The organism is Catenulispora pinisilvae, from assembly GCF_015356865.1.
Lineage (GTDB): Bacteria > Actinomycetota > Actinomycetes > Streptomycetales > Catenulisporaceae > Catenulispora > Catenulispora pinisilvae.
On sequence record NZ_JAAFZA010000247.1, the window covers coordinates 1 to 14719 of the forward strand.

Consider the following 14719-nt stretch of genomic DNA (forward strand, 5'->3'; position numbering starts at 1 on the left):
CCCTCCCCCTCCTCGACGCTCACCCCGCTCGGGGCGAACTGCGCCATCCCGCTGGGCGCCAGCGGCTCGACCACCCGCATCACCATCCCGCACCTGGCCGGCGGCCGTATCTGGTTCTCCATCGGCAGCCCGCTGACCTTCCTGGTGAACCCCGGTCCCGCGCTGGTCTTCCCCTCGGTCAGCAATCCGACCGACCCCAACATCAACCTGATGTGGGACTTCTGCGAGTTCACGTTCAACAGCACCAACCTGTGGGCGAACATCAGCATGGTCGACTTCGTGGCCATCCCGATCGCGCTGACGTCCACCGGCGCGGCCGGGACCCAGACCGCCCTGGGCTTGCCGGCCGGCGCGTTGGACACGGTGTCGTCCGCGCTTCAGGCCCAGAGCGCGGCCGACGGACAGGGCTGGAACCAGCTCGTGGTCACCAACGGCGGCGCGAACCTGCGGGCGCTCAGTCCCAACAACGGCATCGTGCAGAATCCCTCGCTGTTGTCAGGCTACTTCGACGGGTACCTGGACCAGGTCTGGTCGAAGTACAGCTCCCAGACGCTGTCCATCGACACCCAGGGCCAGTGGGGCACCGTGACCGGAAACGTGTCCGGTGGCGTGCTCGACTTCCCCGGCGTCGGCTCGTTCGCCAAGCCGTCCAGCGCCGACATCTTCAGTTGCAACTCAGGGCCCTTCAACACCAGCGGGGTCGAGATGGGCGCGCTGACCGCCCGGATCAGCGCCGCGATGAACCGCACCACGCTGCTGATCGACTCCGACCAGCCCGCCGGGGAGAACCCCGCCGACTACTACCAGTACGCGCAGACCAACCACTACGCGCGCATCGTCCACGCCACCAGCCTGGACGGCCGCGGGTACGCCTTCCCGTACGACGACGTCGCACCGACCGGCGGCGTGGACCAGTCCGGCGCGGTCGTGGATCCCAACCCCACTCTGCTCACCGTGACCCTCAGCCCCGTCCACGGCGGCGGAGGCGGCAGCAGCCCGGCCGTCCAGGTGCAAGCCGAGGACGGGACGTTGCACGGCCTGGGCACCGAAGCGATCTATCCCGGCTACACCGGCACCGGATACGTCGCCGGCTGGAACAAGGACGGCCAGTGGGTCGACCTGCACCCGAACGTCAGCCAGAGCGGCAGCTACAGCGTCACCCTGCGATACTCGGCCGCCGCCGGCAACGCCTCGCGCTACATCTACGTGAACGGCGCAGGCGTCGTGAACAACCTGACCCTGCCGGGTACCGGCTCCTGGTCCTCCTGGAGCACGGTCACCATCCCCGGCGTCGCCCTGAACGCCGGGGCGAACACGATATCCGTGATCTACAACAGTTCACTAGGCAGCTCGAACTACGTGAACCTCGATGAGATCACGGTGCAGTACACGGGCTAAGTCGGCAGCAGTCCCCACAAATCGACAGCAGTCCCACGAGTCGGCAGCAACCCCCCATCCTCACCGGGAGCCCAAGTGACAACATCTTCCCCCGCACATCCCCACCGACACCGACACCGATTCCTTGCCGCGCTACTGGCTCTGGCCCTGTCGTTCTTCGTCGTGGACGGTCACCAGACCCGGGCCCACGCGCAGAGCAACGGAGCCGCGACCACGCCGCTGATGGGCTGGAGCAGCTGGTCGTTCCTGCGCAACCACCCCACCGAGGCCGCCATGAAGGCCCAGGCGCTGGCGATGTCGACCAGCGGCCTGGTCAACGCCGGGTACAAGTACATCAACCTGGACGACTTCTGGTACCTCGACCCGGAGACCACCGTGGACGCCTACGGCCGCTGGGTCACCAACTCGACGCCGTTCCCGGACGGCATGGCGAATCTGGGCTCGTATATCCACGGGCTCGGAGAGAAGTTCGGCATGTACCTGACACCGGGCATACCGGTGGCCGCGTACAACCAGAACACCCCGATCCAGGGCACCTCGTTCCACGCCCGCGACATCGTCTCCAACACCAGCAGCTACGAGACGAACTACAACTTCGGCAGCGGCCGGATGTACTACATCGACTACGCCAAGAACCCCGCCGCCGCGCAGGCCTTCCTGAACTCCTGGGCCGACGAGCTCGCCGGCTACGGCATCGACTACCTGAAGATCGACGGCGTCAGCCCCAACGACGGCGACTCCCAGGCCGTCGCCGACGTCCAGCACTGGTCGGCGGCGCTCAACCAGACCGGGCGCACCATCCACCTGGAGCTGTCCAACTCGCTGACGCCCGCGAACGCCTCCTCCTGGCAGCAGTACTCCAACGGCTGGCGCATCGACGGCGACGTCGAGTGCTACTGCGGCGCCAACGGCTCCTCCTATCCGCTGACCGACTGGAACAACGTCTCCGCCCGGTTCTCCGACGTCGTCCCGTGGATCGGCAAGGGCATCACCGGCGGCTGGAACGACCTGGACTCCCTGGAACTCGGCAACGGCGCCAACGACGGCCTGACCGTCGACGAACGCAAGACCCAGCTGACGCTGTGGGCCATCGAGAACTCCAACCTCACCCTCGGCGTGGACCTGACCAACCTGGACGCCACCGACCTCGGCCTGATGACCAACCCCGAGGTGCTGGCCGTGGACCAGAACGGCCACCCGGCGCGCGCCGTCGACCGCACCACGGCGCAGCAGGCCTGGTACGCCCCCAACGGGGACGGCAGCTACACGGTCGCGCTGTTCAACCTGTCCGGCTCCGCGGCCACCGCCGCCGTGAACTGGCAGGACATCGGCTTCACCGGCTCCGCGGCGGCGGTGCACGACGACTGGTCGCACACCGACCTCGGCAGCTTCGCCGCCGGCTACAGCGTCCAGCTGCCCGCCCACGGCACGACGCTGCTCCGGGTCACGCCCACCGGCGCGGTCGGCTCCACCGCGATGTCCTACGACATCGTCAACACCAACAGCGGCTTGAACCTGGCGACCTCGGGCACATCCGTTGTGCAGCAGAGCGCTGACAACGGGCTGGACCAGGAATGGCAGCTCGCCCCGCTCGGCGACGGCAGCTTCAAGGTCCTGAACCGCACCAGCCACCAGCAACTAGCCATCCCCTCCACCGGCCAGGGCGCACAGCTGATCCAGGCAGCCGACGACAACGCCACCGACACCCAGTGGCGCCTCGTCCCCACCGGCAACGGCTCCTACACCCTGAAATCCTCCGCGGACGGCCTCCTCGCCGACGTATCCGGCGCCTCGACCAGCGCCGGCGCACCGGTGATCCAGTGGCCCGCCAACGGCGGCGCCAATCAGCAGTGGACTCTGGTCCCGGTCCCAGACCCGAACGTCGCCTACCGCGTGGAGAACCTGGCGACCGGCGGCCGCCTGGACGTCAACGGCGACTCGACCGCCAACAGCGCGACCCTGCTTCAGTACTCCGACAACGGACGGTCCGACCAGAGGTGGACGTTCGCCAAGCAGGCGAACGGCGCGTACACGATCGTCAACTCGAACAGCGGCAAGCTGGTCAACATCCCGGGACCGACCACCGCCACCGGAACCCAGCTCATCCAGTTCAGCGCCGACGGCAACAGCAACTCGCAGTGGACGCTGGTGGACGACGGGCCGGGCGCGATCGGGCTGAAGAGCGTGTATGACAGCCAGCTGATCGACGTCACCAACAGCGAGACCGCGCCGGGTACCGCCGTGATCCAGTGGACCGCGGACGGCGGCGCCAATCAGGAGTGGTCGCTCGTCCCCTGAGTCGGGCCGGCGCATGGGACGGGTCGCAGGGATCTGCGGCCCGTCCCGTGTCGTGCACTGCGCTACCGGACTACCTCAGTTGTACGTGACCACGTTCACCGGCCCCGCATTCGTGGAGCTGACAGCCGCTCCGGTCCCGTTGATCACCGACTGGATGCCGCCCGAGTTGTTGAGCCACACGGTCAGCAGGTCGTTGAACTGGACGCCCGAAGTGTTCGGGGCCTGGAACGCCTCCGCGTTCTCGATGGGCACCCCTAGGTCGAAGTTGGAGTAACTGCCCATGCCGTAGCCCTGGAACGTGGTGACGCCCGAGGGTATGTAGAAGGCCGGGTAGCCGTTCTGGCTCGGGGTGGCCATCCAGGCCGCCTGGCTCGGGACGTCGTAGGGGTTCTCGTTCTGGAAGAAGATGACGGTGCCGCCCTGGCCGTTCCAGACCGTCTCATACTGCTGATAGTGCTCGACGGCGAGCCCGTAGGCCGTGACGTTGGCGCCGTTGACGGTCAGGCCGGTCGCGGCGGTGTCGGACGTCCAGGAGCCGGCGCCGGCTCCGTGGTCGGCGCGCCAGGACCAGATGTTGTCCAGCAGGGAGTTGGCGCTGTTGTCGACGAAGGCGTCGGTCACCGATCCCGCCTCGGCGCCGCCGACGCGGAAGAACACGTCGTCAACGCTCACCGGGTCGCTGGCGTGGCTCGTCGTAGAGCCCTGAGTCCCGACGGTCAGCAGGGTCGGGGAGTTGGTCGGTCCGGCGTCGAAGATCAGGCCGGAGATGTTGACCCCGTTGACGTCGGCCACGCTCATCGTGGTCTGGCCGGCGGTCGGGATCAGGGTCGTGAAGCCGAGACCGAGGATCTTGGTGTCGGGCTTGGTGACGTCGATCGTCTTGCTGTAGCTGTAGACCCCGGGCGTGAACAGCAGGTTGTCGCCGGCCGCCAGGGCCGCGTTGATCTGATCGATCGTGCTCGACGCGTTGATGACGTAGAACGTGCTCAGCGCCAGTGCAGTGCCGGGGGTGTTGCCGTTGGTCCAGGTCGGGCCGCTGGAGTTGGTCTGCGGCGAGGGGACGAACACGTTGTAGTTCCCCGAGGCGTCGGTGTAGAGGTACGGCTCTTCCTCAGTCTTCGGGCAGGTGCCGAGTGTCGTGTACGGCTGCGGGCCGCCGGCCGATACCGGGGTGCTGCCGAAGCTCTGCGCCGGGGCGCCGGGATCGCCGCAGAACACCTGGTTCCAGACGCCGTTGGTCCAACTGCTGATGTTGCTGTCGCGCACGAGGTACTGCTGCTGCGAGCCGTTCTCCACCGTGCCGTTGAGCTCGGAGTCCGCGATGAAGCCGCCGCTGGACCAGCCCGGCGTCCCGCCGCAGTAGTCCATCAGCGTCAGATTGCCGTTGACCACGACCCGGCGCATCGGCGAGGCCTGCGAGGCGGCCCAGACGTCCTCGCCCGCGTTACAGCCGGTCAGGCCGGTGACGTTGATCGTGAGGTTAGAGATCGACCGCCAGAAGTTGTCCGTGGCATAGCACTGGGTCTGCACGCCGTTGGTGCACTGGTTCCAGGAGTCGATCGTTCCGTTGATCACGACCTGGCCGGGGTTCTGGCCCAGTCCCTCGACGCTCTCGTAGTAGCCGATCTGGAAGTCCAGCGGCGCCGCGGTGGAGCCGTAGGTCCCGGGTTCGAAGAGGATCTCGTAGCGCTGGTTGCCGAACTGGTTCGGGGCCTGCTGGGTGCCCAGAGCGTTCAGGGTGCTCGCGATCGTGCTGACCGACTCGCTCGGGCTGATCACGATCACGTTCGCGCCCAGGCTGCCGCCGGTCGGAGGAGGCGGCGTGGTGGACGGACTCGATGACGGGCTGGTCGGGGGCGTCGTCGAGGGTGTCGTCGGGGGCGTCGTGGGAGGCGTCGTCGGCGGGGTCGTGGTCGGCGATGTGGGCGGGGGCGAGGTCGGTCCGCCCGGTCCGGTCAGCGTGACGTCGTCAGCCGAGTAGTTGCCCTGGCCGTACCAGCCGTGCAGCCAGATGGTGACGCTCGTGGTGGCGGCGCCGGTGGTGAAGGTGGTGCTCAGCTGGGTCCACGAGCCGCTGCTCGTCCAGTTGCTGGTATCGCTGGTGCCGGTTCCGGTGTCGCCGAGGTAGACGTAGTTGCCCTCGACCCAAGCGGTCAGGGTGTAGGACGAGCTCGGCTGCACGCTCACCGTCTGCGAGCATTGTGCGTCGTCGCTGCTCGTCGGCGTGCCGAGCAGGGCATGGGAACCGGAGTGCGCCGGGCTGGCCACCACGGAACCGTTACCGCTCGGGCAGGACCAGGGCGCCAGCGTCCCGGACTCGAATCCCGAGTTCTGTACGAGATTTCCGGTGGCCGCCGGTGCGGTCGGCACCGCGGTCGCGGAAGTCGCGACGGCCGCCAGGCCGGCTGCGACCAGAGCGCAGACCGCGGCGAGCACGCCGGCACGCTGGCGCGCATGGCGGCTCAATGCGTCTTTGAATGGCATGGACGATCCTCACTGTCGGTTTCGCGCTTTCCGCCGGAAACAGCGCAGATGCCTGCGACGAGCGCACCCGCGCCGCCTCCGCGGTTGGTCAGCAGGCCCCGTCGTTCTTCCACACGTCCCAGGACTGCGGGGCGTTGGGTACCGCGCCGGTGGAGTACCAGGTGGACGTCCACAAGTCGCCGGCGTACGTCACCTGATTGCCGGGGACGTACGCGGTGGTCGCGCTCCAGGCCGGAGCGCCGGCGCAGCCGCCGCCCGAGCCGGCCGTGTTGACCGTCCAGGTGAACGAGGTGCTTCCCGAAGTCCCACCCGAATCGGTCGCGGTGACAGTCGTGCTGAAACTGCCCGCGGTGCTCAGCGTGCCGGTGATCAGTCCTGCCGCGCTGATACTCGCGCCCGTCGGCAATCCGCTGGCGGTGAACGTGAGCGAACCACCGCTGGAGTCGGTACCGCTGATCTGCAAGTTCGCCGCGGCGCCGACGGTACTGGTCTGGTTGCCGGGCGAGCTGACGGTGACCGTGTGCGGCGGCGGGGTACTGCCGCCGCCCCCGCCGCCGAGCGTGATCGTCCACAGCGCCGGACTGCCGGAGCTGACGGCGCCGGACTGGTTCGCGCCGCTGGCCGGAGCGACGTCGTCGTAGGGGAAGGCGTAGCCGAGGCCGTCGGTGTTCGCCGCGTGCACGATCCGGGAGTAGTGATTGGTGATCGTGTTCTGGTAGTAGGTCGAAGCGTTCTCCCCGTCGGGCTGATTGGCGTCGATCAGCAGAGTGCTGCGATTGAACGCCGCACACAGTCGCGCTGACACGGCGCCGATCTCGCCCGCGGTGTCGGCGAACGGCCCGGTGCTACAGCTGAAGATGTCCTTGGCCGCGGGCTGGGCGTAGCTGACCAGGCCGGGGAAGTTCAGCACGCCGCCGGATACGTTTCCGGTCACGCTGCCCCAGGACGCCTGCGTGTCGACCGTCAGCGACGCGCTCTCGTACTTGGACCAGACCTGATCGACGTAGGGCTGGAAGTATCCGGAGAACAACGAGGAGTTCATCACGATCCCGTTGTTCGGACTCAGGGCCCGTAGATTCGCCCCGCCCGAGGTGACGATGAGCTGGTCCCAGCCGGCGCCGTCGGCGTTGTGCTGCGCGATCAGGCCCGAGCACACGGTGTCCAGGCCGCCCGAGGGCATCCCGGTGACGTTCTGCACGGCCCCCGAGGTGTCGGTCAGGCTGATCGCGATCGGGATGGAGACGAAGTCCACGTAGGAGATGTTCGCGAACAACTGCGCGGTGTTGAAGGTGAACTCGCAGAAGTCCCACCGCAGATTGATGTTCGGGTCCGAAGGGTTGCTCACCGACGGTTCGACCAGAGCCGGGCCGGGGTTGAGCAGAAAGGTGAGCGGGCTGCCGATCGAGAACCACACCCGGCCGCCGGCGATCTGCGGAATGGTGATGGTGGTCGTCGAGCCCGGTCCGCCCAGCGCAATCGCGCAGTTCGCCCCCAGCGGGGCGCCAGTCGAGCCCGGCGAAGCGGGGTAGTACAGGGTCCGCCCGTCCGATTCGAGCAGGACCAGGGCGTTGTTGCTGATCGCCTGCCCGGTGACGAACGCGTAGACGGTGTTCGAGGTGGTGTTGTTCTTCAACGCCACGGACAGCGTGGACGCGGTGTCGGCCGTGTCGGCGGACGCGCGCGAGCCCAACACGTCGACACCGACACCGCCGAAGAGCGCGGCACCGCCCACGAAGGCTGAGGAGGCGAGGAACTTTCTGCGGCTGACCGTCATGCGAGCACTCTCCTTGGAAGTATCGACCACGAGCCGTGAATCCAGACCCCGCTGCACAAGTGAGTGAGTCGGCGTAGCGCAAGAGCTTCCGGAAACGTTTCCGATACGCCGGTTGGGTCAGAGTATGAAAACGCGCGAGCCGTCCGTCAACCGCTTCCGCGGGACTTTTTTAATCGCCGCCCCACAAAACGGATTACGGATCAACGGGATCGAACGCCCGCGGCGGTATCACCCGTCGGCCGACCCCACATCAGCACTTGTTGTCCTTGTCCAGGACGCTCGCAGTTCGCGAAGATGCCGAACACTGTGTGCCGATTGAGACCCCTGACGAGGAGAACCTGTGTCCAGGACCCGTGTACTGACCGCGGCCGCGGTCTCGGCCAGCACCATCGCCGCGTTGCTGGCGCTGCCCGCAGCGCAGGCGACGGTGTCCAACGACGTCGTCGTGAACGAGGTGTACGGCGGCGGCGGTAACTCCGGCGCCACGTTGAAGAACGACTTCATCGAGCTGCGGAACGACGGCACCGCACCGGTGTCGCTGGCGTCCTGGTCGGTGCAGTACATCTCGGCTGCGCCGGGCGCCGCCACGACGTGGCAGGTCTCCAACCTGTCGGGCAGCATCGCCCCGGGCAAGACCTACCTGATAGCCGAGGCCGCCGGGACCGGCGGCACCGCCGATCTGCCGACGCCGGACGCCACCGGCGCGATCAACCTCAGCGGCACCGCCGGGACGGTGGCACTGGTCACCTCGCAGACCGCCCTGAGCTGCAAGACCGCCGCCGACTGCGCGGCCGACAGCAGTATCAAGGACCTGGTCGGCTACGGCACCGCCGTCATCCACGAGGGCTCCGCCGACGCCCCGGCGGCGAGCAACAGCACCTCGGTGGCGCGCAACGCCTCCGGAACCGACACCGACCAGAACGGCACCGACTTCACCGCCGGCGACCCGACGCCGACCCCCGGCGGCTCCGGCCCCGGCGGCGGCACCCAGCCCGGTCCGCTGCGCATCCACGACATCCAGGGCGCCGGCTGGGTCTCGCCGGTGAACGGCCAGGCCGTGACCAACGTGCCGGGCATCGTGACGGCGCTGCGCACCAGCGGTTCCAAGGGCTTCTGGATCCAGGACCCGACCCCGGACGCCAACCCCGCGACCAGCGAGGCGCTGTTCGTCTACACCGGCTCGGCCCCGACCGTCGCGGTCGGGGACTCCGTGCTGGTCTCCGGCAAGGCACAGGCCTACTACCCGCTGGCCAGCGGGGACACCGTGGCCACCACCTCGAACCTGTCGGTCACCGAGATCGGCAGCCCGACGGTCACCGAGGTCAGCAGCGGCAACGCGCTGCCGGCCCCGATCGTGCTGTCGGCGGCGAACGTCCCGGCGACCTACGCCCCGAACCTGGGCGGCGCGAACATCGAGAGCACGCCGGTCGTCCCGACCCGCTCGGTGCTCGACTTCTACCGCTCGATCCAGGGCATGCGGGTCGAGGTGGACGACGCGCGCGTGGTCGGCCCGTCCGACACCTACGGCGAGCAATACGTGACGGTGAAGCCGAACGAGGCCGCCACCTACCGCGGCGGCTCGGAACTGCTCGGCGAGAACCAGACGCCCTCGGGCCGGCTGGAGGTCGTCCCGGCCGACGGCAGCAACCCGCACGTGAACGTCGGCGACGTCTTCACCGGCGCGACCGTCGGCCCGCTGGACTACTCGCAGTACGGCGGCTTCCTCATCGCGGCCTCGACGCTGGGCACCGTGCAGAACAACCACCTGGCCCCGGTCGTCGCCGCCCCGGACCCGGCCAAGGACCTGTCGGTGGCCACGTACAACGTGGAGAACCTGGCCCCGTCGGACCCGGCCGCCAAGTTCCAGCGCCTGGGCGCCGGCATCGTCACCAACCTCGCCACCCCGGACATCGTCTCGGTCGAGGAGGTCCAGGACAACAGCGGCGCCACCGACGACGGCACCGTCGCCGCCGACCAGACCCTGACCAAGCTGACCGCGGCCATCGCGGCGGCCGGCGGCCCGCACTACGCCTGGCGCGAGATCGACCCGGCCAACGACCAGGACGGCGGCCAGCCCGGCGGCAACATCCGCACCGTGTTCCTGTACAACCCGGCCCGGGTGAAGTTCGTGGACTCCGGCCCGGCGAACGCCGACCGCACGACCACCGGCACCCAGGTGGTCAGCAAGCACGGCGACCCGGCGCTGACCCTGTCCCCGGGCCGCATCGACCCGACCGACCCGGTCTGGACCGCCAGCCGCAAGCCGCTGGTCGGCGAGTTCGAGTTCCGAGGCAAGGACGTCTTCGTCATCGCCGACCACTTCGTCGCCAAGCTCGGCGACCAGAGCCAGGACGGCCGCTTCCAGTACCCGGCCCAGTCCTCGGCGATCCAGCGCGCCGGCCAGGCGCAGGTCGAGCACGACTTCGTGCAGAACCTGCTCGACGTCGACAAGAAGGCCGACGTGGTGGTCCTCGGCGACCTCAACGACTACCAGTTCAGCCCGGCCGTGAACTCCCTGCGCACCGGCACCTCCGACGGCACCGGCACCTCGATCCTCACCGACCTGATCGGCACCCTGCCGATCAACGAGCAGTACACGTACGACTATGAGGGCGTGTCCGAGGTGCTGGACCACATCCTGGTGAGCAAGGGTATCAAGGACCTGAGCTACCAGGTGGTGCACGTCAACTCCGAGTACTCCGACCAGGCCAGCGACCACGACCCGCAGGTGGTGCGGTTCAAGGTCTGAGGCGGTAGGCAGTACGTAGTAGGCGGTAGGCGGTAGCCAGCAGGCGGCCGCACGGTGCTTCGGCGCCGTGCGGCAGCGGCCATCAACTCGCGACGCCCCATTCGGCCGGTATCTCGCCGCGAGACCAGACCAGGTCCAGGCTGAACTCGCAGACCTGCCAGTCATCGCCACGGCGGCGCAACCGACCGCGCCAGACGCTGCCGCCTTCCAGGGTCGGGCGGTGCTGGTCATCGCAGAAGGTGGCGACGATGTTGGCTCGGACGTCGGCGTCGGCGTCGTCCTCGCGGGGCGCCACGATGACGCCGGTCACGAGGTGCTGGAGGGCTGCCACCGGCTCGTGGATCGCACGCTGCGCGGCGACGAGTTCGTCGCGGCCGTGGATCCGTCCGACCGCGGTGTCGGCTCGCACGTCCGCCGTGTAGAAGGCGGGGAGGTCGTCGAAGCGGTGGTCGTCGATCGCGGCGAAGATCCGGGGGACCACGAGGTCGGGAGTGCTGGTCATGCCACAGCCTTTCGTTGAGACTACAACGCAGCGTTGTATATTCAACGCTGTTCTTTCAACTTAGCCGAGGCAGGAGTGCTGGTCTAGTCTCACGAGAGTGGACTTCACCGAGGCGCCCGCACGGCTGCGCGCACTGCCGAGCTACGCGATCACCCTGACGGCCGCGCAGGCCGGCCAGCTCGCGACGGACCTGGTGGCCAGGCTCGGCGCCTCGAAAGCCGCCTACGGCATGCTGGCTGTCCTCGAGGAGTTCGGACCTTCGAGCCAGGCCGATCTGGGACGCCGGCTCGGCATGGACCGCCGAAGCGTCTCCGACGAGACCGCGGGGCTCGAGCGCGGCGGGCTCGTGAGCCGCGAACCTGATCCCGCCGACCCGCGCCGCAACCGGCTGGAGATCACGGAGGCCGGCCGGGCGCTGCTCGCTGAGCTCGAAGACTCCTTCAAGGCGATGCAGGACGAACTCTTCGCCATGCTTTCCACCAAGGACCGAGCCGAACTCAACCGGCTGCTGTCGCTGATGGTCGCATCGGCATCGGCATCGGCGCCGGCACCTGCACCGGCGCGGCCGGGTCGCGGGCGGTAACGGCCGAGCAGCCATCATCGCGCTACTTCGCGCCCCGCGCCGGCGGCCCTATGGGCCCTATACCGCCCCCTGCATCCCACGGCCGGTATCCCCGACAAAGGTCCGTTCGGGCAACAATGCCTGCCCTCGACGTGGCCCTTCCAGCCGCTGCCGAATGACCGCCCGGCCGCTAGCTTTTCAGAGTGAGCCAGTGGGTCAACCTGGAACCGCTGTCAGCCGCGGTCGAAACCGGGGATAGCGCTGTCGTCGACCTCCGGATCAGGAACGCCGGGGACATCGTCGAGGAGTACCGCGTCGAGGTGGTCGGGGATCCGGCCGTGTGGTGCGTCGTCGAGCCCGCGACGATCCGGTTGTATCCGGGGACGACCGGCGAGGTGACCCTGACGTTCTCCCCGCCGCGGGCTTCCGATTCCGCCGCGGGACCGCACCCTTACGGGGTCCGCGTGACGCCGGTGGAGAACCCCGAGGACGTCATGGTGCCCGAGGGCACCCTCACCGTGGCCTCGTTCGTCGACGTCCGGGCCGAGATGCTGCCGCCGACGGTGCGGGGCTGGCGGCGCGCCAGGCCGCGGCTCGTGGTCTCCAACTACGGCAACGCCCTGGCCACCGCTTCGGTCTCGGCCTCCGGGCCGGGCAACCGGGTCGACATCGACATCCGGAAGCCGAGTCTGCAAATCCAGCCGGGCCGCGCGCATTTCAGTGTGCTGCGAATGCGTCCCGAGCGCCTGTTGTGGTTCGGGCAGAAGGTCAACCACCCCTACACCACGACGTTGCAGGTCTCCGGCCGCCAGCCGGTCACAGCCGCCGGCGCCTACAACCAGACGGCGCTGCTGCCGCGCTGGCTCGGCGGGCTCTTCGCGGTTCTGGCGTCGGTCGTCATCCTGTTCGCGGGTCTGTGGCTGGCGTTCCGGCCTTCCGTGGCCACGAATGCCACCGCACAAGTCGCCTTGGCCGGCGTGCCGACCGTCGACGTCCCCACGGCGTCGAGCACTCCGCCGCCTTCGCAGAAGCCTGTGATCGTGTCCCCGCCCCCGGCCTCGACCTCGGCGCCGCCGTCCACGAGTTCCGCGCCCGCCGCACCCAGCACGTCCAAGCCCGCGGCCAAGCCGACCACGCAGCAGGCACCCCCTCCGGTCACCGTACCGACACCGATCGCCAACTGGATCCTGAACCAGACCACGGGCAACACGGCGATCGATTCCACGACCGTGCACAACGGTGCGGCGTCGAACGGTTGGTGGGCCGGCACCTCCTGCCTGTTCAACGGGAAGAACAGCCAGATCGTCACCACCGGGCCGGTGGTCGACACCAGCCCCACCGGGAGCTTCACGATCCTCGCGGACGTATACCTGGCCGCGGCCGACACCCCCGCCGAACAGACCATGGTGAGTCAGGACGCCTCACAGAACAGCGGCTTCTACCTCCAGTACATGGGCAACAGCCCCGACAGCCCGACCGGCGTCTGGGCCTTCTCCCGGGTGAGCGTGGACGGCCCGAACCCCACCGCCTACCGCGCGTATTCGACCGCCAAGGCGGCCGCCACCACCTGGACCAGGCTCGCAGGGGTCTACGACGCCGGCACCAAGCAGATGCAGCTGTATGTGAACGGCCAGCTCCAGCAGACGGTCAGCGACCCCACCCCATACGTGTCGAACGGCCCCCTGGCCATGGGGCGCGCTCAGTACTACGGGAACGCGACGGACTGGTTCAACGGCGCGCTGTCGAACGTCGAGGTGTTCAACCAGCCGCTCACCGCCGCGCAGATCAATGCGGTCCCGGTGGCGAACCACTAGGAACGCCTAACAACACCGCCAGCACCGTTCCGACGCCAGCCTGTGACCGAACCGTGAGGCCCTGACCGGGAACCGCGGGCCACGCGCCGTCGTCCCAGTGCCGTGACAGCTCGGTCACAGGCCGGCCAATAAGGACGGCCGGGCCGAGTCGGGTCTCGGGAGGGTCTGGCGTATGAGTCAGGGTGCTTACGAATGAGCCAGGGTACTCATGTGGGGCGGAGACGGGCCGCGGCGGTCTTGACCGCGATAGTGATAGTCGGGCTCAGTGCCGGGTGCGGTGCCGGCAGCAGCAAGAGCGCGTCGTCGAGCGCAGCCAGGGCCGCCGGTCCCGCGGGCGTCGGCAACTCCGGCGGCGGGGCGTCGGGCGACTCGGCGCCGAACCAGGCGGCAGCGCCCTCGGCGGGGCAGAACTCGCTGGCGAAGGCGCCGGTGGCCGGGCGCAGCATCGTCTACTCGGCGACGATGACGGTGCGTACCAAGGACGTCACAGCCGCCACCGCGAACGCCGAAACACTGGCCGAGAGCAACGGCGGATTCGTGGGCGGCGAGAACTCACAGTCCGGAACGGTGCCGGACGTGCAGGGACTGACTCAGTCCACTGTGACACTCCGGGTACCGTCGGCGGCGTTCGAGAAGGTGATCGGACAGCTGGGCACCGGCGGCGTCGTACAAGACGAGACCCGCTCGGCATCCGACGTCACGGCACAGGTAGTGGACACCGGCACCCGCATCACCGCACAGCAGGCGAGCATCGCGCGCATCACGGACCTGATGAAGAGCGCGACGAACCTGTCCGACGTGGTGACACTAGAAGGCGAGCTGTCGCGCCGCGAGTCGGACCTGGAGTCGATGCAGGCACAGCTGGCCGCACTGAACGATCAGGTATCGCTATCCACGATCACCGTCACCTTCCTCGTGCCACAGGCGACCGCCCCGGCGGCGACCCCGACGCCCAAGCACCAGAACGCGTTCCAGCGCGGACTGCATGACGGCTGGCAGGCGTTCATGGGCACGGTGAAGGTGCTGCTGGTGATCATCGGCGTGCTATTGCCGTTCGCGGCGCTGGCGGCCGTGTTGTGGTGGCCGGTGACGCGATCGGCGCGGGTGGTGGCGCGGCGGCGGGCCTGTCTCTTATACA

Annotated in this window: 9 protein-coding genes; 6 read left to right on the plus strand and 3 right to left on the minus strand. The window is 68.5% G+C overall.

Features of this window, described 5'->3' with window-relative positions:
* On the plus strand, positions 1-1398 hold a 1398-nt coding region (locus tag IZR01_RS40725; RefSeq protein WP_194897835.1), incomplete at its 5' end, for a beta-1,3-glucanase family protein.
* 75 nt (positions 1399-1473) lie between these two features.
* Positions 1474-3696: an alpha-galactosidase gene (locus IZR01_RS40730; RefSeq protein ID WP_194897836.1), complete on the plus strand. Its 2223-nt coding sequence runs from the start codon at positions 1474-1476 to the stop codon at positions 3694-3696.
* Between the two features lie 75 nt (positions 3697-3771).
* Here IZR01_RS40730 and IZR01_RS40735 read toward each other — a convergent pair whose 3' ends face one another.
* Together IZR01_RS40735 and IZR01_RS40740 are read right to left on the minus strand one after the other, a co-directional pair.
* Positions 3772-6180 carry a pectate lyase-like domain-containing protein gene (locus tag IZR01_RS40735; RefSeq protein ID WP_194926965.1) on the minus strand — a complete coding sequence of 803 codons (2409 nt, stop codon included), beginning with the start codon at positions 6178-6180 and terminating at the stop codon, positions 3772-3774.
* Positions 6181-6268: 88 nt separating this feature from the next.
* Positions 6269-7954, minus strand: coding sequence for a beta-1,3-glucanase family protein (locus IZR01_RS40740; protein ID WP_194926966.1), 1686 nt, complete (start codon positions 7952-7954; stop codon positions 6269-6271).
* 340 nt (positions 7955-8294) lie between these two features.
* On the opposite strand from IZR01_RS40740, the gene IZR01_RS52720 reads away from it, so the two are divergent.
* Positions 8295-10703, plus strand: coding sequence for a DUF8508 domain-containing protein (locus tag IZR01_RS52720; RefSeq protein WP_194926967.1), 2409 nt, complete (start codon positions 8295-8297; stop codon positions 10701-10703).
* Positions 10704-10785: 82 nt separating this feature from the next.
* Here IZR01_RS52720 and IZR01_RS40750 read toward each other — a convergent pair whose 3' ends face one another.
* On the minus strand, positions 10786-11205 hold the full coding sequence (locus IZR01_RS40750) for a nuclear transport factor 2 family protein (protein WP_194897840.1): 420 nt from the start codon (positions 11203-11205) through the stop codon (positions 10786-10788).
* A gap of 97 nt (positions 11206-11302) precedes the next feature.
* Here IZR01_RS40750 and IZR01_RS40755 point away from each other — a divergent pair, with 97 nt between their 5' ends.
* The 3 genes from IZR01_RS40755 to IZR01_RS40765 all read left to right on the plus strand — a co-directional run.
* Positions 11303-11788 carry a MarR family winged helix-turn-helix transcriptional regulator gene (locus IZR01_RS40755; RefSeq protein WP_194926968.1) on the plus strand — a complete coding sequence of 162 codons (486 nt, stop codon included), beginning with the start codon at positions 11303-11305 and terminating at the stop codon, positions 11786-11788.
* Positions 11789-11970: 182 nt separating this feature from the next.
* Entirely contained in the window at positions 11971-13581 is a 1611-nt protein-coding gene (locus IZR01_RS40760) for a LamG-like jellyroll fold domain-containing protein (RefSeq protein WP_194926969.1), read from the plus strand.
* 192 nt (positions 13582-13773) lie between these two features.
* The coding region (locus IZR01_RS40765; protein ID WP_194926970.1) for a DUF4349 domain-containing protein at positions 13774-14719 on the plus strand (946 nt) is incomplete at its 3' end.

Coding starts and splice junctions, on each gene's coding strand:
- IZR01_RS40750 (WP_194897840.1), bottom strand. CDS start 11,205: ATGACCAGCACTCCCGACCTCGTGGTCCCCCGGATCTTCGCCGCGATC.
- IZR01_RS40735 (WP_194926965.1), bottom strand. CDS start 6,180: ATGCCATTCAAAGACGCATTGAGCCGCCATGCGCGCCAGCGTGCCGGC.
- IZR01_RS40740 (WP_194926966.1), bottom strand. CDS start 7,954: ATGACGGTCAGCCGCAGAAAGTTCCTCGCCTCCTCAGCCTTCGTGGGC.